This window comes from Actinoplanes sp. CA-252034 (genome assembly GCF_050956125.1).
Classification (GTDB): domain Bacteria; phylum Actinomycetota; class Actinomycetes; order Mycobacteriales; family Micromonosporaceae; genus Actinoplanes.
Genome location: NZ_CP191846.1, coordinates 6502248 through 6519661 on the forward strand (window position 1 = coordinate 6502248; position 17414 = coordinate 6519661).

Sequence of the window (17414 nt, forward strand, 5' to 3'; positions counted from 1 at the left end):
CACCAAGAACCCAAAATCAAAATCACTCATATTTGTACGGCCATCCGTCCCGAATCAGGCCGGTGTAATCGTCAACTCTTTACCCATAATCATTTCAGGCACCATTGTTCGCAGCCGCCCCGGCCGTATCGTGACTATCGAACGACCACTCCCGGCGCGCCGGCCGGCAGGCAGCGCCCCGGGTGAAGGCCTTCGCGATCCGCCCCGTCGGCTGCCCGTCGCCGCTACGGCCGGCCGCCGGGATCGGCGGCGGCGTGGCTCACCACACTCGTCGAGACCAGGCCGCGCGCGGCGGGGACCCGGGTGAACTCCGGCTCGGCCTCGGGGCGCCCGAAGTGGTAGCCCTGCAGCAGCCGGTAGCCGAGGCGGGTGAGCGCCTGCGCCTGCTCGGCGGTCTCGACGCCCTCGGCCACCGCGTCCAGCCCGAGACCACGACTGACCTGGATCATCGCCTCGGCGATGACGGCGTGCCGGCCCGCCTCGGTGATCCGGTCCACGAACGACTTGTCGATCTTGAGGATGTCGACCGGTACGGCCTGCAGCAGGCCCAGTGACGAGTGCCCGGTCCCGAAGTCGTCCAGGGCGATCCGCACACCCAGGGCTCGCAGCTCGTGCAGCGCCGTGACCGCCGGGCCGCCGTCGAACACCGCGGTCTCGGTCACCTCCACGGTCAGCCGGTACGCCGGCAGTCCGGTACGGGCCAGCACGTCCGCGACCGTCCCGGCGAACCCCGGCCGGGCCAGCTGGCGGGCCGACACGTTGACGCTGACCCGGTCCGGCGCGCCCGGCCCCAGCTCGGCCGTCCACCGGACCAGCTGCTCACAGGCGGTCTGCAGGATCCACGCGCCGAGCTCGACGATCAGCCCGTTGCGCTCGGCCACCGGGATGAACTGGACCGGGCTGACCGTGCCGAGCCGGGGGTGATGCCAGCGGACCAGCGCCTCGACGGCGGCGACACGCTGCTCCGGCATGGCCACGATCGGCTGGTAGACCACCTGGAACTGGCGTTCGGCGAGCGCGTGGCGGATCTGGGCGCCGAGCCGGGCCTCCTCGACCGACCGTTCGTCGAGGACGGCCGACCACCGCCGGTACGGCTCGCCGGACTGCTTGGCGGCGAACATCGCGACCCCGGCGCGGCGCAGCACCTCCGCCGGATCGGTCGCGTCCGCCCCGCCGGCCACTCCCACTCCGGCGCCGACCAGCACCTCGTACCCCTTGGTGTTGATCGGATCGTGCACCGCGTCGGCGAGGCGCCCGGCGACCGCGTCCGCCTCGGCCTCCCCCGCGCCCGGCAGGAGAACGGCGAACTCGTCGCCGCTGAGCCGCGCGACCAGCACGTCGGGGCCGGCGAGCGCACGCACCCGGTCGGCGATCCGCACGATGACGTCGTCGCCGGCCAGGTGCCCGAGCTCGTCGTTGATGGCGCGGAGCCGGTTCAGGCCCATCAGCACCACCTGGGGACAGCCGCCGTCCAGCGCCGCGCCGAGCGCCCGGTAGAAGTGCCGCCGATTGTGCAGACCGGTCAGATCGTCGGAGTTCGCCAGCCGTTCCAGGGCGACGGCCTGGCCCCGGACCTCGGTCATCACGCCCGCCATCCGCGCCACGCCCAGGACGAACAGCAGCACGGCGCCGGCCCCGATGACGATGCGGTCGACGGTGTCGGCGCCGATCGACGGGATGAACAGCATGCTCGGCGCCAGCACCGAGGAGCAGCCGAGGATGACGAGACGGCCACGGTTCAGCCGGCCAGGGTTCGCGGGTGCGTCCACGGCCGGCGCCGTCATCGACGGGTGCAGGGCCGCGGCGGCCCACAACACGTAGGCCATCAGCCAGCACCAGTCGATCGCCCGGCCGTCGTAGTCGAAGTACAGGCTCGCCACCGAGAACGCGATGTCCGCGGCCAGCAGCAGCACCGCGGCGACACCCAGCAGGTCGGTGCTCGGGTTGCGTACCCTCCGGTCGATGAGCAGCCGGGCGACCATCGCCAGCAGCAGCGCGTCCAGCGACGGGTAGGCGGTGCTGACCGCGCGTTCCAGCATCGACGCGGCGTCCACGGCGGCGACCGGATGCAGGACGAAGACCCACAGCACCAGGCTCAGGCCGGTGGCGATCATGGCGGCGTCGATCAGCCCGGCCAGATCCCGGCCACGCCGCCGCTGCAGCAGGAACAGACCGCCGATCAGCGGCGGATACGACGCGAGATAGAAGACGTCGGCCACCGAGGGGTACGGCTCCTCGTGCCGGATGTGATCCAGGTACCACCAGGTGAAGTCACCGACGACCGAGAGGATGATGCCGGCGCCGAACAGGATCCACGGCCACGGCCGCTCGGGCCGGTGCCACCGCACCGCGACGAGAATGGCCAGCCCGGCGAGCAGCCCGATCGTGTTGTAACCGAAACCCGACAGCGAGGTGTCCGTGGGCAGCAGGTAGTAGCCGACGGTCGCCGACAGTCCGGCCACCGTGCACCAACGCCACAGGTCGCCACGCACGAAGACAACCATCGGAGTCGTTGAACCGGACCTGAGGAAATACGGAGGCGCCGCTGATCGTGGCCGCCTAGGGTCAACGCACATGAGGCCTATCACCAGCGCATCCCCCGTCGTCCTCTTCGCCGCTGGAAAGGCCCTCCGTGCTGTTCTCGAACCCCGTCGACCCGTTCCCGTCCGGTAACGGCCCCACCCCCGCCGCCGGCGTCCGGCGGTTCCTCCTCCAGGAGCTCCGGCCGTTGCGGCCCGTCATGGTGATCGCCGTGCTCACCACGATCCTGTGCGCCGCGATCGAGGTCTGGCTGATCGGGTACGCCGGTCGTCTCGTCGATCTGCTCGCCGCCACCGACCCGGCGGCCCTGTGGTCCGACCGCGGGCCCGAACTGCTCGCCGTCGCCGCGTTCGTGCTGCTCGTGCGCCCGGCGATGATGCTGCTCGGCGAGGTGCTCGACGACATCACGTTCCGCGCCAACGCGCGGCCGATGGCCCGGTGGCGCGCGCACCGCTACGTGTCCCGGCAGTCGGTGGGCTGGTTCCGCGACGACCTGGCCGGCCGCATCGCCACCTGGGTCCGCGACGGCGGTGACGCGGCTGCCACGGCCGCCTACTCGGTGATCCACACGCTGGTCTTCGTGACGGCCTACATCGCCGGCTCGGTGTGGGTCATGTCGGCCCTGGACGTGCGACTGCTTCTTCCGCTGGGCGGCTGGATCGGCGCGTACCTCCTCCTGATGGTCCTGATCGTCCCCCGCTTCCGTCGCGCGTCGGAGAACCTGCAGGCCGCCGAGTCGGCCCTGAACGGTCTGCTGGTCGACTCCTACGCCAACGTCGACACACTGGCCTTGCTGGGCGGTGCCGAGGCCCGCACCGATCACGATCGGCGGGTGTTCGCCGAGGCCAGGCAGGCTCACCTGCGGTTGCAGCGGGTCGAGGTGACGATCAACAGCAGCATGACGGCCCTGGGCAGCGCGCTGCTGGTCGGCCTGGTCGGCTACGGCATCGTGCTGTGGCGCTCGGAGGCCGCGCCGCTCGGCCTGGTCGCCGCCGCGCTGGCGCTCAGCTTCCGGATCACGTCGATGGCGGAGTGGCTGCTGGACGCGGTGTCCTCCCTGTTCGGCGCCGCCGGCGCCCTCCGGCAGGCGTTGCGCACGATCGCGCAGCCGCTCACGGTCGCCGACAAACCCGATGCGAAACCTCTGGCGGTACGCGCGGGAGCGATCCGATTCCACCAGGTCAGCCACCACTACGGCCGTGGCGCCGGCGGGCTGGACCGACTCGACCTGGAGATCGCCCCCGGCGAGCGGGTCGGCCTGGTCGGCCGTTCCGGCGCGGGCAAATCCACCCTGGTCGGGTTGTTGCTGCGCTTCCACGACCTGGAGGCGGGCACGATCACCATCGACGGGACCGACATCACCGACGTCACGCAGGCCAGCCTCCGTGAGCAGATCGCGATGGTGGCCCAGGAGGCGACGCTGCTGCACCGCTCGGTACGGGAGAACATCGCCGGTCCGGGCCACGCCCCCGCCATCAGCTCCCCCGCCGTCACCTCCCCCGCGGACCACGCGCCCGCCATCACCTTCCCCGCGGGCGGTGCCCCCGCCGCCACCTCCTCCGCGGGCGGTGCCGGGCCCGGCACCGACGACGAGCGGATCCGTCTGGCGCTGGCCCGGGCGTCGGCCGATTTCGTCGGCTCGTTGCGGGATGCGGACGGGCGCACCGGCCTCGACGCCCACGTCGGCGAACGTGGTGTCCGCCTCTCCGGCGGCCAGCGTCAGCGGATCGCTCTGGCCCGGGCCTTCTACCGGAACGCACCGATCCTGGTCCTGGACGAGGCGACCTCGGCGCTGGACTCGGAGTCGGAGGCCGTCATCCACGACACACTCGGGGACGTGATGTCCGGACGAACGGTCATCGCGATCGCCCACCGGCTCTCGACCATCGCCGGCATGGACCGCATCGTGGTCCTCGACGACGGCCGCATCGCCGAACAGGGCACCCACACCGAGTTGCTCGCCCGCGGCGGCCTCTACGCAGACCTGTGGTCCCGCCAGTCCGGCGGTTTCCTCGGCGCCGCCTCCACCTGACCGCCCCCACTCACGCGGCGTCTCCCCACGCGGCGTCTCCCCACCCGGCGCCTCCCCACCCGGCGCCTCCCCACCCGGCGCCTCCCCACCCGGCGCCTCCCCACGCCGCGCCCGTCCTCGCGGAGGGGCGGCTCCGGCGTGGCCCGCCCTCCGCGACGACATTCCCCGCCGCGTGGGCGTTCCTATGGCTAAGGGCTCACGCTGGGGGTAGTACTGGGGATACACGTATCAACAGGGCCTCCCAACGCGCCCGCGTCGGTGATGTCCTGGATGTTCACACCGTTCGTCTTCGGAGGCCGTCATCTCTACCGTCAACGCCATCGCCGCGCCCTCGGCCACCGATCCGCTGGTCCGCACCACCGTCGAGCGGCGTGCCGTCGGCCCACGCGATGTTCTGATCGAGATCCGCTACGCGGGCATCTGCCATTCCGACATCCACACCGTGCGCGGCGAGTGGGGCAAGGTCCCCTACCCGCTGACGGTCGGCCACGAGATTGTCGGCCAGGTCACCGAGGTCGGCGCCGAGGTCACCCGGCACAGCGTCGGCGACCGGGTCGGCGTGGGCTGCATGGTCAACTCGTGCCGTGAGTGCGACAACTGCAAGGCCGGCCAGGAGCAGTATTGCCTGAACGGCAACGTGGGCACCTACGCCGGGACCGACCGGGACGGCACCGTCACCCAGGGCGGTTACTCCACCCACATCGTCGTCGACGAGGATTTCGTGCTGCGGGTGCCCGAGGCCATCCCGTACGAGACGGCCGCTCCCCTGCTGTGCGCCGGGATCACCACGTATTCTCCGCTGGCCCACTGGAAGGCCGGCCCGGGCCGCAACGTGGCCGTCGTCGGCATGGGCGGCCTCGGCCACATGGGCGTGAAGATCGCCGCCGCGATGGGCGCCGAGGTCACCGTGCTGTCCCAGACGCTCGGCAAGAAGGACGACGGCCTGGCATTCGGCGCCAAGCACTACTACGCCACCAGTGACCCGGCCACCTTCAAGGAGCTGGCCAACACCTTCGACCTGATCATCAACACGGTGAGCGCCCCGATCGACATGGGCGCCTACCTTCGCATGCTCCGCCTCGACGGCACGCTCGTCGCCGTCGGCGCCCCGCCGGAGCCTCTGCCGGTCCAGGTGTTCTCCCTGTTCGGGGCACGTCGTTCCTTCGCCGGTTCCAGCATCGGCGGCATCGCCGAGACCCAGGAGATGCTCGACTTCTGCGCCGAGCACGGGATCGCCCCGCAGGTGGAGGTGATCTCCGCCGACGCGGTGAACGAGGCGTATGAGCGGGTCCTCAAGTCGGACGTCCGCTACCGCTTCGTCATCGACATCGACACCCTCCGCTAGCCACGGCGTGGGCGCCTCTTCCCGGGGCGCCCACCTGTCCGGGGGTGGCGGCCGCGCCCCTACCCCTCCTCCAGGCCCCTCGTCCAGTCCCCTCCTCCAGCCCCTCCTACAGGCCCCTCCTCCGGGCCCTTACTCCGACCCCTCCTACGGGCCCTTCGCCCAGCCCCTCCTCCGGGCCCATACTCCAGCCCCTCCTACGGGCCCTTCCTCGAGCCCCTCCTCCGGGCTGGGGCAGATGACACGCTGGGGCCGGCCTCGATCAGGCCTCCGGCCCGCTCCGTCCCGCCAGGATCAGGCCTCTGATGGGCATCATCCGCTCGTGACGGGGCAGTAGGGCGGTCATGAGACTCGCACCGCTCGCCGGAGCCGGGATCGTCGTGGCCGTCGGCCTCCGTGCGGCACGCTCGCGTAGGCAGCGGGCTCTCCATCCGCTCGGCCGGTCGATGAGCGGTGAGCTCCACGTGTGGGGATGCGTCGAACCGACCGGCTCCGACCTCCTCGACCACCCGGCACGTCACGCCGTCACCGTCCGGGTCTCGAAGGGCGCCGGCACCCGCGGGTCCAGGCCCGACGTCCGCGGCATCGCCATCCGCGTGCCCGGAGCGGCTCGCCCCACCGACCTCCTCCTCTCCACGGTCGGTCCCGGCCGTTGGGGCCGGCACGTGCCGATGCCTCGCCGCACGTTCGACGCCGTCTACGGATCGATCGCCCCGTACCGGGCCGATCGTCGTCTCCACCTGGCCGCCGGCCCCGATCCGGAGGGCACGCCGGTGGGTGACGACATCGAGCAGGTCGGCCGGCACCCCGCCGATCTTCTCCTGCACGTCATCCAGTCCGGCAAGGTGCAGACGTTCGGCCGGCTCCACCTCGGTGAGCTCCTGCCCGCGAGCACCGACGCCGAACTGGCCTTCGACCCGATTCGCAACACCTCCCCCGATCTGCGGCCGACCGGCCTCCTGCACGGGGTCCGCGCCCTGGCCTACCGCCTCAGCCAACGCTGGCGCGGAGCGACCCCGGCCGCGGACAACCCGACCGCGGTGGAGGAAACCGCGTCCGGCCAGAGGCTTCGCTGATCGCGGCAGGAGCAGACGACAGACGGCAGACGGCAGACGGCAGGCGGCAACGGGTCAGGTCAGGTCGAGGGTCCAGGTCTGGCCCACCACATCGTGGCCGAAGCTTCGGTGGGGGCTCTCGTCGACCAGGACGAAGCCGTACGACCGGTAGATCTTCCGAGCGGAGGTGAGGATGTCGGTGGTCCACAGGGTGACGGTTCGGTAGCCGGCCTCGCGGGCGAGACTCAGGCACTCGCCGACCAGGCGGGCACCCAGGCCCAGGCCTCGGGCCGCGGGGGTGACGAGCAGGACGCGAAGCCTGGCCACGGTCGGCTCGTCGCCGGAGACCAGCAAGACGCTGCCCGCGCGGGCAGCGTCCACCTCGGCGATCCAGGCGGCTTCGCGACCGGGGTCGTGGTCGGTGGCGTAGTCGGCGACGATGCGGGCCACCAGGGCCTCGAAGTCGGTGTTCCAGCCGAAGTGCTCGCTGTAGATCTCTGCGTGGGCCATCACGACCCAGCCGAGGTCGCCGGGGCGGTCGGCTCGGCGGATGACCACGTGCGGTTGTCTCGTCGGCGTCATGGGATCCTCCGGGTCGACTGAAACGACTGTTTCAGTGAACTGTAGGCTAGCGCCATGAGCGATCACCCGGCCAGCCCGTCCGCGCGGCAGGTCGAGCTTCTGGAGGCGGCCTATCGGTATGCGCTCGAGCACGGTCTCGCCGATCTCTCGCTACGCCCGTTGGCGGCGGCGATCGGGTCCAGCCCGCGGGTGCTGATCTTCCTGTTCGGCAGCAAGGACGGCCTCGTCAGAGCCCTCCTGGCGCGAGCGCGCGTCGACGAGCTGGCAGTTCTTGCCGGGCCTGGACCGGACACCGAATCGGGCGAGGCGGCGGGGCTCGTGCCCGCGGCCGAGGAGATCTGGGCGTGGCTGCGGGAAGCACGGCACCGGCCGCTGCTACGGCTGTGGGCGGAGGCGTACACCCGGTCTCTGATCGAACCCGATGGCGCCTGGGCGGGCTTCGCGGCATCGACCGTCACGGATTGGCTCGGTCTTCTCGCCTCGTGCCAACCCCGGCACGAGCGGGACACCGCGGACGGCACCGCTGCGCGAACGGCCGTTCTGGCCCTTCTTCGCGGCTGCCTCCTCGACCTGCTGGCCACCGGCGACCTGGACCGCGTCGACGCCGCCCTCCACCATCAGCTCGGCCTGATCCGAAACGGACCGGTGAGGTAGGCCGCGGCACCTCCCGGGAGCGGGCACACTGGACGATCCCCAGCGGTCCGACCGCTACCCGGTCGTCACCGCCCCGTCGCTGCCGGATGCGGCGGCGGAGACGCGCACGGTGAGGAGACCCGCTGACCGGGTCACGATATCGACTCGACGACCCGGCCGGCTTCTGACACAGTGGCGCACACCATGACGAACCTCGACCTTCTGACGGCCGCGGACGTGCAACTCATGCAGGGTCTGGCCCAGCGCGTCACCGCCACCCATCCGCACCTGGTCAATGCCGAGGCGACGTACGGTGAGCTGGCCTGGAACTGGGGCAAGAGCCACGCGGTCCATGGTGCGACCTGGCCGCGCCGTCTGTGGTTCGCCGGCGGGCGACTGGTCGCGTGGGCCTGGGCGCAACTCCCCCATCGGGTGCTCCGCAGCGACGGGCAGTCGAAGGACGTCACCAACGCGAACCTGGTCTACCAGGTTCATCCCGATCACGCCGACCTGATCGACGAGGTCATCGACTGGTACGGGCGGGCAGCCGCCGGCCTGGAACGGACCGTGGTGCCGACGGCCGCCGACGATCTCGCCCTGAAGCAGTGGACGGCACACGGCTACGAGACGGATCCGTCGTCACTCGGGGACACCGGCTTCTGGACGCAGCTCAACCAACGTGACCTCGTCGACGTCGAGGTGCCGGTGCTGCCGGACGGTTTCCGGTTCCGCACCGCCCACGATGCGGGCCCGGAAGCGGCGGTGCGGGCGCATGTGGACGCCTGGGCGCCGTCGACGTTCACCGCGGAGGGCTTCCAGGGGGTGCGCCAGACCGCCGGATATCGCGGTGACCTGCATCTGCTCGTCGAGGCGCCGGAAGGGACGATGGCCTCGTCGACGATCATGTGGCTGGACGAGGTGAACCGTACGGCGGAGTTCGAGCCGGTCGGGACCCATCCGGACTTCCGGCGTCAGGGTCTGGCGCGGGCGATGCTGCTGCACGGCATGCGGCGGGTACGCGACGCCGGCGCCACCCACGTCACGGTCGCCTGTCTCGGCGCGCCGGGTCATCCGCGGGCGCGCGGGCTGTACCACAGCGTCGGCTTTCGGGAGATCTCCCGCGACGCCCCGTTGGTCGCCCCGGCTGGGTCGCCGAGACGAGCCTGACGTGCACGACCTGTCGCCGCGGACGCGGTCAGGCGTAGCTGACGTAGACGACCACGTTGCCCTGGCGGATGTGGGCGCCGCGAAGCACGTACCCCGGATCGGTCAGGGTCGGCCCCAGCCTCTCCTCGGTCTCCAGGCCCATCTGCCATCTCATCTCCTCCGGCGTCCGGCCGGGCGGTGGCTTGAGGGTCAGGCTCCACCAGCAGCCACCGGAGGCGCACTGCATGCCGTCCTCGAGGACGGTCGCACCGGCCGGGACCGGAGGGACACGCCATTGCGGAGGCATCGCACCTTCGTCGCTGAAGACGTACAGCCAGGCGAAACGCACGCTCCACAGGAAACCGGCCGTGATCACCACGAGAGCCGCCGCACGGATGACTCGCAGCACTGTCCGGGTCGTCATGCCGGCGAGGCTAGCGAAATCGATCAAGGTGCCCGGGCATCGAACTGTGCGGCGGCTGTGGGCGTATCCCACCATCGAGGGTAGTGCTACCCCCACCACTGGCGGCGAGGTGGCACCATTCAGTGGCTTCTCCGGGACCCGTACGGTCAAGGACAGGCCCAACGGGGAGGACGACGACAGAATGATGGATCACCTGACGCCACTGATCTGCTCACCGTGGCTCTATGTGATCGTCTTCGTGGCCGTGACGGTCGATGGTTTCTTTCCGATCGTTCCGTCCGAGACCGTGGTGATCAGCCTGGGTGCCCTGTCGGCGACCGGCTCGCCGCATCTCCTGGCTCTGGTGGCGGTCGTGGTGGCCGGTGGCGTCGCCGGCGATCGGGTGTCCTGTGTGATCGGGCGCAAGGCGGGCACCCGGATGAGCAAGGGCAAGCTGGCCGCCGCCCGGCAGCGGGCGGAGCGGGCCCTGCGCCGGTATGGCGCGGTGACGATCCTGGTGGGACGGTTCCTGCCGTATGGGCGGACGGCCACCGGCATGATGTCGGGCTCGGTGCGGATGCCGGTGGGCCGGTTCTCGCTGTACAGCACACTCGCGAGCCTGGGGTGGGCGGTCTACGTGATCGGGCTGGGCCGGCTGGGTGGCATGGCGTTCTCCGATTCGCCGCTGCTCGGCACGGCGTTCGGGCTGCTGATCGGGATGAGCCTGGCCGGGGTGTGCGCGCTCGCGGAGAGGCGATGGACGGCCGCGCGGCGGCGGCGGACTCCCGTTCCGGCGGGCCGACCACTCCCGGCATCTTTGCGATAACATCGACGGCGGTCTAACCGGGAGCGCTCCCAGAAGGGAAGCTGATGAAGCATCTCGCCGCCCTCATCGCCGCCACCGCACTGGTCGTCGTCGCCCCGGTTCCCGCCACCGCCGGCCGTGCCTGCGCCGGATATGTCGGGTTGACCTTCGACGACGGGCCCACCCCCGGCAACACCACGGCCCTGCTCGACGCCCTGCGGCATGCCGGGCTGCGCGCCACCATGTTCAACACCGGCAAGAACGTCGAGGCCGACCCGGCACTCGCCAGGGCCCAGGTCCAGGCCGGGATGTGGATCGGCAACCACAGCTGGGACCACCCGTTCATGACCCAGCTGCCGGAGGCCGAGCAGGCCGCCCAGATCTCCCGCACCCAGGAGGCGATCCGCCGAGTCACCGGCGTGACGCCGAGCCTGTTCCGCCCGCCCTACCTGGACACCGACGACGCGTTGCGGGCGGTCCAGCGGCGGTTCGGGCTCACCGAGATCAACGCCGACGTCGACGCGAAGGACTGGGACAACGCCTCGGTCGAGCAGATCGTCGCGGCCGTCGGCCGGCTGCGCGACGGCGACGTCGTCCTGCTGCACGACTGGCCGCCGAACACGGTGGCGGCCATCCCGCAGATCGCCGCCACACTTCGCTCGCGGGGCCTGTGCGCCGGCAAGATCTCGCCGGTCACCGGCCGGGCCGTCGCCCCGCACGCCCGGGCCCTCACCGGCGTGCACACCGTCGGCCGGCTCGACGACCGCGGGGCCGGCGTGCGATACACCTGGCCCGGCGTCTACTTCGAGGGCCGGTTCCGCGGCACCAGCGTCGGCATCGTCCTCGACGACGCGGTCAACGACTACGACGTGCAGATCGACGGACGGGCTGCGGCGACCCTGGTCACCCCGGGGCGGACCACCCACTGGATCCGCGATCTGCCGGCGGGCGTGCACACCGTGCGGCTCGCCAAGCGGACCGAGAGCCCGTGGACACCGGGCCAGTTCGGCGGATTCGTCGGCGAGCTGCTGAGCAGGCCCGCCGCCCGTGACCGGCAGATCGAGTTCATCGGCGACTCGTGGACGGCCGGCTACGGCAACACGTCGACGAGCCGTGACTGCAGCGCCACCGGCATCGACCGCAACTCCAACGCCGACCAGGCCTTCGGCGCGCTCACCTCCCGCGCGCTCGGGGCCGATTACCAGCTCAACGCCTGGTCCGGCATGGGCCTGGTGCGCAACTACGACGGCGGCAACCCCACCGTCGACTACCGCACCTACTACGACCGGGCCCTGCAGGCCGCCGACGAGTCCGGAACGGCACGGCCGGCCGGCTGGCACCCGCAGACCGTGGTCATCGGGCTCGGCATCAACGACTTCTCCACGCCGGTGCACGCGGGCGAGCGGTGGCCCGACGAGGCGGCACTCGCCGCCGACTTCCGGGGCGCCTACCTGGAGTTCCTTCAAAAGATCCGGCAGCGGTACGGCCACCGCACCCGCATCGTGCTGACGTATCCGTCGCTGTGGAACACCCCGGCGCTGGCCGACTCGGTTCAGCAGGTGGTCGCCCAGCGCACGGCCGACGGCGACCGGCGGATCACCGCGCTGCACTACGACAACGACGCCCTGGGCCTGGACCTGCTGGGCTGCGACTGGCACCCGTCGGCTCGCGACCACCGGCTGCTGTCCGGCGCCCTCACCGCCCATCTGAAGACGCTGCGATAGGAGACCCCGACACGGCCCCGAGCCGACGGATCGCAAGCTGAGGCCGCAACGAACGCGGGCGGGCAGCGCGGGTGCAGGCGGCGGCGCGGACGCGAGCAGACGGCGCGGATGGGCAGCGCGGGCAGGCAGCGCGGGCGCGGGACGGGCAGCACGGGCGCGGGACGGGCAGCACGGGCGCGGGACGGGCAGCACGGGCGCGGGACGGGCAGCACGGGCGCGGGACGGGCAGCACGGGCGCGGGACGGGCAGCACGGGCGCGGGACGGGCAGCACGGGCGCGGGACGGGCAGCACGGGCGCGGGACGGGCAGCACGGGCGCGGGACGGGCAGCACGGGCGCGGGACGGGCAGCACGGGCGCGGGACGGGCAGCACGGGCGCGGGACGGGCAGCACGGGCGCGGGACGGGCAGCACGGGCGCGGGGCGGGCGGGTGGCTGCGGTCAGCGGAGGCGGTCGGCGACGGCTGTGATCGTGGTGTGGACCAGGTTGCGGTCCAGCGGCTCGCACTCCCAGGCCTGGTGCATGGGCCAGCCCTCGATCAGCGCGTCGATCGCCCGGCATGCCCGCTCGGAGAAGTGCCGGGACAGGCTGGTCCGGCTGCGGCGCAGCCACTGCCGGAGGGATTCGGCGACGGTGTGGTTGTGGTTGGCGTAGGCGTACATCTCGTGGAGCAGGACCAGCTCACGGGGTGTCGCGTACTCGTCGCCGCAGATCAGGTCGGTGACCGCTGTGCAGGCGGCCGGCTGGTCGGCAGCGGCGGTCAGGGCGGCGTGGTAGCGCTCGGACATCGACTCGGCCATCCGCGCGAACGCCTGCTCGATGATGTCGCCGAGGGAGCCGAAGTGGTAGGTGAGCGACCCGAGCGGCACCCCGGCCTCACCGGCGATCCGGCGGTGGGTGGTGCCGTGCACCCCGTGCTGGGCGATGACGGTCAGGGTCGCGTCAAGAATGCGCTGCTTGCGGAGTGGATCGTTGGCGACCCTTCGCGGTCCGCCCATGTGATTCTCCTCGCCCGACGGTTCGGCCCATTCTAGGGAGCCCACGGATGTGTGTACGTTCGTACACACTCAGAAGGGTTAATCATGGACCACACCACGGCCCGCCGCCGGACCGCTCTGTTCGCCCTCTTCTTCCTGCCGGGTCTCGGCATCTCGTCGTGGGTGACCCGCACCCCGGACATCCGCGACCTGCTCGCCGCCTCGACCGCCGAGATGGGCCTGATCCTTTTCGGGATCTCGGTCGGCTCGATGATCGGCATTCTCGGCTCGGGCGCACTGGTCACCCGCTTCGGCACCCGCCCGGTGGCGACCGTCGGGATCGTCGCCACCACCGTGAGCATCCCGGTCATCGGCCTGGGTGCCGCCTCGCACCAGAGCCTGCTCGTCGCGGCCGGGCTGTTCCTGTTCGGCATCGGCATGGGCGGTGGCGAGGTCGCCATGAACATCGAGGGCGCCGACGTCGAGCGTCTCCTCGGCCGCCCGGTGCTGCCGACCATGCACGGCTTCTTCAGCCTCGGCACGGTCGCCGGGGCGCTCATCGGCATGATCCTCACGGCGGTCGCGTTCCCTGTGGTGTGGCACCTGCTCGCCGTCGGCCTGGTCAGCGTCCCGGTGGCGTTGATCAGCGCGAGCCGCCTGCCGTCCGGTGTCGCGCGGCAGGCACGCGCCGAGTCCGCGGGCGGGCCGGTCTGGCGCGACCCCGTTCTGCTGCTGATCGGCACGGTCGTGCTGGCCATGGCGCTGGCCGAGGGCGCCGCGAACGACTGGCTGCCACTGATCATGGTGGACGGCCACGGGGTCGACCCGGCGCTGGGCTCGGCCGTGTATGTCGGCTTCGCCGCCGCCATGACGATCGGCCGGTTCGCCGGCAACCGGGTCCTCGACCGGTACGGCCGGGCCACGGTCCTGGCCGTCAGCGCCGTGATCGGCGGGATCGGCGTGGCCCTGGTCGTCTTCGTCGACAACCAGATCGTCGCCGGCGCCGCGGTGCTGCTCTGGGGCCTCGGCTCGGCGCTCGGCTTCCCGGTCGCGCTGTCGGCCGCCGGCGACTCGGGCGACAACCCGACGGCCCGGGTCTCGCTGGTCGCCACGGCGGGGTATGTGGCGTTCCTGGTCGGCCCGCCGGCACTGGGCTTCCTCGGCGAGCACCACGGCCTGCGCGCCGCCATGATCACCGTCCTGGCCCTGCTCACGATCGCCGCCGTCGCCGCGACGACCCTGCGCCGCTCGGCCGCCCCCGCCCTGTCGCGCTGACCTGGACCGAGACCGCGACCCCACAGCCGACGCGCCACCGCGACCCCACAGCCGACGCGCCACCGCGACCGACCGCAGCCCGCCGCGACGAACGACCGCGGCCCACAGCCCACCGCGACGCGCCACCGCGACCCACCGCAGCCCACCACGACGAACGGCCTGCGCCACTGCGAGCCGACGCGGCGAACGACCGCGGCCCACAGCCCACGACCGGCCCGCGCCACCGCGAGCCAACGACCGCGGAAGCGACCCCGACATCCAGCCTTGCCGATGGACGCCGGGGTCGCTATGTTAATGGGAAATCACATATCGAAGAACTTTGAAACATGCTCTTCGCCCAGCACGCACCGCCGTCCGGGAAGTGGGTAAGCGAATGCAAAATCTCAGCAGAAGAGGCGTTCTGACTCTGGGGGCCGCACTCGGACTCGCCGGAGCGGCGGCCCCGTCCCAGGCGTGGGCCTGGTCCTCGGCGGGCTCGATCGCCGGGACCGACACGGTCACCGACCCGTGGAGCGTCTGGGACGACGCGACCGACCCGCTGCTCGCCTCCCTCCTGCAGAACGGGCAGATCCCGGCGGTCAACACCGCGTTCGAGACGTGGGTCGACAACGGCGACGCGCTGCCCAGTGGCGTCCCGGCCGCGCTGACCACCTGGCTGCAGACCCACAATCGACTGCCGTCCTGGGCCGACCAGGCGAAACTCGACCGGGCCGCCCAGTTCAACAAGCGCATGAGCATGTATCTCTTCCTGCTCTACGGCCTCGGCAGCGGCATCATGAGCACGGTCATCCCCCGCGAGGCTCGCAACGTCTACTGGTCCGAGGGCGGCGCGGTGATGAAATCAAGGGCCGCCAAAACCTTCACATATGGGTACGATCTAAGCGCCATCGACGCGTTCAAGCCGACCGGCCACTTCGTCGTGACGTCGAACAAGACGCGCCTGACCCACGCCGCGGTCCGGCACCTCCTGCCGCAGTCGACGCGCTGGCGGGCGGTCACCGACGATCAGGACTTCATCCCGATCAGCAATGGCGACATCCTGATCACGTTCCACAGTCTCGGCACGTTCGTCTACGGAAAGCTGAAGTCCTGGGGCATCCGCATGTCGGCCGCCGAGGAGGAGGCGTTCCTGCACATGTGGCAGGTGGCGCTGCACCTGCTGGGCGTGCGCGACGACTTCATCCCGGCGACGTGGGCGGCCGCGAAGGCCCAGTCGGCGTATGCGCTGACACCACTGATGGCGCCGACACCCGAGGGCATCGACCTCGCCGACATTCTGCTCAACCTGACGTCCGCGGTCGATCTGGGCGTCACCCGCGGGTTCCAGCGCGAGTTCGCCCGGTACCTGCTCGGCGACAAGGTCGGTGACTGGCTGAAGCTGCCCCGCGACTACGCGTCCCGCACGGTCATCGAGGTCGGCTGGCCGGCGTACGTGGCGTTCCGTGAGGGCCTGTCACCGATCATTCCGACCACGTTCTCGCTGTTCGACCGGTTCATCCGCGGACTCGCGATGCTGTTCCTCAACAACGGCACGTCCGCGACGTACACCCCGATCACGATCCCGACCGGCAACCGCGCCGGAACCTGATCGCGCTCCGAGAGGTTCGCGGCACTCCGGCATGTCCGCGACGCTCCGAGAGGTCCGCGGCACTCCGAGAGGTCCGTGGCGCTCCGATAGATCCGCGGCACTCAGAAGCGTCCGCGGCGCTCCGGGATGCCTCGCGGGCTATCCGAGCAGGGCACCGATGACCAGGGCGGTCACGGCGTCCCGGTGGGTAGGGGTGTCGCGCCAGCGCAGGGCCCGCCCGGCCTCGACCACCACGCCGAACCCGGCATGTGCCAGCAACCGGGCCCGGCGGCGGTCCAGATCCGGGCGGGCCAGCCGCAACTGCTGCTCCCAGACGGCGATGTGCTCACGCTGGGCGAGGATCAACGGCCGTTGCAGGCTCGGGGGCAGGCCGACGATCTCCGCCTCGGCGACGCTGGTCAGAGCGTTGTGCTCGAAGCTGTAGGCGACGTACGCCGCGGTCAGCGCCACCACCGCCTCGCCCGGGTCGGCCGCCTGGTGCAGGCTCCGGTCGACGGCCTGGGCCAGCAGCCCGGCCGCCTGCAAACACGCTGCCACCAGGATGTCGACCTTGCCGGGATAGTGCCGGTAGATCGCCGACGGGGCCAGCCCGACCGCCTGGGCGATCTGCCCGTTCGTGACGTTGGCGAAGCCGTCCCGGGCGAACAGCGGGATCGCGGCGGCCAGGATCTCGGCACGCCGGGTCCGCGGCACCGGCGGGGTGGGCAGCTCGACGAGCCCGGCACTGCCCGCGGCCGCGGCCGGGTCGGTCGCGGCCACCCGCAGCGCCGACGCCACCAGCATCTCCTCCACCCGGCGCTGCGCGATCGACGTGTGGTGCATGGTGACCGACCCGATCGCCCCGAGCGCGGCCACCGCCCGCAGGCCCGCGTCGGGGAGCGGGAACTCACCGGCCACCAGCTCGGTGACGCGCCCCACCACCTGCCGGAACTTGGCCCGCAACAGCCGACGGTCGTCGCGTTCCAGGTAGCGGGCCTCCCAGCGGTACAGCCCGCCGGACGCCCGGTGCGCGACCGTCACCCGGGCCAGCGCGGCCAGCACGTCCGCCAGCGACGCCTCGGCCGGTGACTCGTCGAGGACCGCCACGAGCCGGTCGACCATGACGTCGGCACACTCGGCGAACAGGGCATACTTGTTCGGGAAGTGGCGGTAGAGCGCAGCCGCGCTGATCCCCACCCCGGCGGCGATCTCCTCCATCGAGGCCGCGTGGTAGCCGCGCTCGCTGAAGACCTGGCCGGCCGCCTCCACGATCAACTGCTTGCGGTTGTGCGGCCGGGTGGCCGAGGTGGGCCCAGCGGTCACCGGGTCACCC

14 protein-coding genes are annotated in these 17414 nt (G+C 71.5%); 9 read left to right on the forward strand and 5 right to left on the reverse strand.

The features are described from left to right. Nucleotides 1–224 precede the first annotated feature (224 nt). On the reverse strand, nucleotides 225–2504 hold the full coding sequence (locus tag ACQPZW_RS30025; protein WP_433789394.1) for a putative bifunctional diguanylate cyclase/phosphodiesterase: 2280 nt from the start codon (nucleotides 2502–2504) through the stop codon (nucleotides 225–227). A gap of 128 nt (nucleotides 2505–2632) precedes the next feature. On the opposite strand from ACQPZW_RS30025, the gene ACQPZW_RS30030 reads away from it, so the two are divergent. From ACQPZW_RS30030 to ACQPZW_RS30040, 3 genes are all read left to right on the forward strand, one after another. Then, complete coding sequence (locus ACQPZW_RS30030; protein WP_433789395.1) at nucleotides 2633–4573, forward strand: ABC transporter ATP-binding protein; 1941 nt, start codon at nucleotides 2633–2635, stop codon at nucleotides 4571–4573. 301 nt (nucleotides 4574–4874) lie between these two features. Beyond that, the gene (locus ACQPZW_RS30035; protein WP_433797658.1) at nucleotides 4875–5918 is read left to right on the forward strand and encodes an NAD(P)-dependent alcohol dehydrogenase; all 1044 of its coding nucleotides are present in this window, start codon (nucleotides 4875–4877) and stop codon (nucleotides 5916–5918) included. Between the two features lie 341 nt (nucleotides 5919–6259). Then, complete coding sequence (locus ACQPZW_RS30040; protein WP_433789396.1) at nucleotides 6260–6991, forward strand: hypothetical protein; 732 nt, start codon at nucleotides 6260–6262, stop codon at nucleotides 6989–6991. A gap of 54 nt (nucleotides 6992–7045) precedes the next feature. Here ACQPZW_RS30040 and ACQPZW_RS30045 read toward each other — a convergent pair whose 3' ends face one another. After that, complete coding sequence (locus ACQPZW_RS30045; protein ID WP_433789397.1) at nucleotides 7046–7552, reverse strand: GNAT family N-acetyltransferase; 507 nt, start codon at nucleotides 7550–7552, stop codon at nucleotides 7046–7048. 54 nt (nucleotides 7553–7606) lie between these two features. On the opposite strand from ACQPZW_RS30045, the gene ACQPZW_RS30050 reads away from it, so the two are divergent. Continuing rightward, nucleotides 7607–8206, forward strand: a complete 600-nt coding sequence (locus tag ACQPZW_RS30050) for a TetR/AcrR family transcriptional regulator (RefSeq protein ID WP_433789399.1) — start codon at nucleotides 7607–7609, stop codon at nucleotides 8204–8206. 183 nt (nucleotides 8207–8389) lie between these two features. Beyond that, on the forward strand, nucleotides 8390–9352 hold the full coding sequence (locus ACQPZW_RS30055; RefSeq protein WP_433789400.1) for a GNAT family N-acetyltransferase: 963 nt from the start codon (nucleotides 8390–8392) through the stop codon (nucleotides 9350–9352). A 28-nt stretch (nucleotides 9353–9380) separates the two neighbouring features. Here ACQPZW_RS30055 and ACQPZW_RS30060 read toward each other — a convergent pair whose 3' ends face one another. Then, on the reverse strand, nucleotides 9381–9755 hold the full coding sequence (locus ACQPZW_RS30060; protein WP_433789401.1) for a hypothetical protein: 375 nt from the start codon (nucleotides 9753–9755) through the stop codon (nucleotides 9381–9383). Between the two features lie 109 nt (nucleotides 9756–9864). Here ACQPZW_RS30060 and ACQPZW_RS30065 point away from each other — a divergent pair, with 109 nt between their 5' ends. Both ACQPZW_RS30065 and ACQPZW_RS30070 read left to right on the forward strand, forming a co-directional pair. Next, on the forward strand, nucleotides 9865–10560 hold the full coding sequence (locus tag ACQPZW_RS30065) for a DedA family protein (RefSeq protein WP_433789402.1): 696 nt from the start codon (nucleotides 9865–9867) through the stop codon (nucleotides 10558–10560). Nucleotides 10561–10604: 44 nt separating this feature from the next. Beyond that, the gene (locus tag ACQPZW_RS30070) at nucleotides 10605–12263 is read left to right on the forward strand and encodes a polysaccharide deacetylase family protein (protein WP_433789403.1); all 1659 of its coding nucleotides are present in this window, start codon (nucleotides 10605–10607) and stop codon (nucleotides 12261–12263) included. A 439-nt stretch (nucleotides 12264–12702) separates the two neighbouring features. On the opposite strand, the gene ACQPZW_RS30075 is transcribed toward ACQPZW_RS30070, so the two are convergent. Further along, nucleotides 12703–13260, reverse strand: a complete 558-nt coding sequence (locus ACQPZW_RS30075) for a TetR/AcrR family transcriptional regulator (protein WP_433789404.1) — start codon at nucleotides 13258–13260, stop codon at nucleotides 12703–12705. A gap of 84 nt (nucleotides 13261–13344) precedes the next feature. Here ACQPZW_RS30075 and ACQPZW_RS30080 point away from each other — a divergent pair, with 84 nt between their 5' ends. Together ACQPZW_RS30080 and ACQPZW_RS30085 are read left to right on the forward strand one after the other, a co-directional pair. Then, nucleotides 13345–14514, forward strand: coding sequence for an MFS transporter (locus tag ACQPZW_RS30080; RefSeq protein WP_433789405.1), 1170 nt, complete (start codon nucleotides 13345–13347; stop codon nucleotides 14512–14514). 373 nt (nucleotides 14515–14887) lie between these two features. Next, on the forward strand, nucleotides 14888–16102 hold the full coding sequence (locus ACQPZW_RS30085; RefSeq protein WP_433789406.1) for an oxygenase MpaB family protein: 1215 nt from the start codon (nucleotides 14888–14890) through the stop codon (nucleotides 16100–16102). Between the two features lie 138 nt (nucleotides 16103–16240). On the opposite strand, the gene ACQPZW_RS30090 is transcribed toward ACQPZW_RS30085, so the two are convergent. Next, complete coding sequence (locus ACQPZW_RS30090) at nucleotides 16241–17404, reverse strand: TetR/AcrR family transcriptional regulator (protein ID WP_433789407.1); 1164 nt, start codon at nucleotides 17402–17404, stop codon at nucleotides 16241–16243. Nucleotides 17405–17414: the final 10 nt, after the last annotated feature.

What these genes read in the sequence shown, in the direction of transcription:
- ACQPZW_RS30025 (WP_433789394.1), bottom strand. Translation starts at nt 2,504, where the DNA reads ATGGTTGTCTTCGTGCGTGGCGACCTGTGGCGTTGGTGCACGGTGGCC.
- ACQPZW_RS30040 (WP_433789396.1), top strand. Translation starts at nt 6,260, where the DNA reads ATGAGACTCGCACCGCTCGCCGGAGCCGGGATCGTCGTGGCCGTCGGC.
- ACQPZW_RS30045 (WP_433789397.1), bottom strand. Translation starts at nt 7,552, where the DNA reads ATGACGCCGACGAGACAACCGCACGTGGTCATCCGCCGAGCCGACCGC.
- ACQPZW_RS30050 (WP_433789399.1), top strand. Translation starts at nt 7,607, where the DNA reads ATGAGCGATCACCCGGCCAGCCCGTCCGCGCGGCAGGTCGAGCTTCTG.
- ACQPZW_RS30055 (WP_433789400.1), top strand. Translation starts at nt 8,390, where the DNA reads ATGACGAACCTCGACCTTCTGACGGCCGCGGACGTGCAACTCATGCAG.
- ACQPZW_RS30060 (WP_433789401.1), bottom strand. Translation starts at nt 9,755, where the DNA reads ATGACGACCCGGACAGTGCTGCGAGTCATCCGTGCGGCGGCTCTCGTG.
- ACQPZW_RS30070 (WP_433789403.1), top strand. Translation starts at nt 10,605, where the DNA reads ATGAAGCATCTCGCCGCCCTCATCGCCGCCACCGCACTGGTCGTCGTC.
- ACQPZW_RS30075 (WP_433789404.1), bottom strand. Translation starts at nt 13,260, where the DNA reads ATGGGCGGACCGCGAAGGGTCGCCAACGATCCACTCCGCAAGCAGCGC.
- ACQPZW_RS30080 (WP_433789405.1), top strand. Translation starts at nt 13,345, where the DNA reads ATGGACCACACCACGGCCCGCCGCCGGACCGCTCTGTTCGCCCTCTTC.
- ACQPZW_RS30085 (WP_433789406.1), top strand. Translation starts at nt 14,888, where the DNA reads ATGCAAAATCTCAGCAGAAGAGGCGTTCTGACTCTGGGGGCCGCACTC.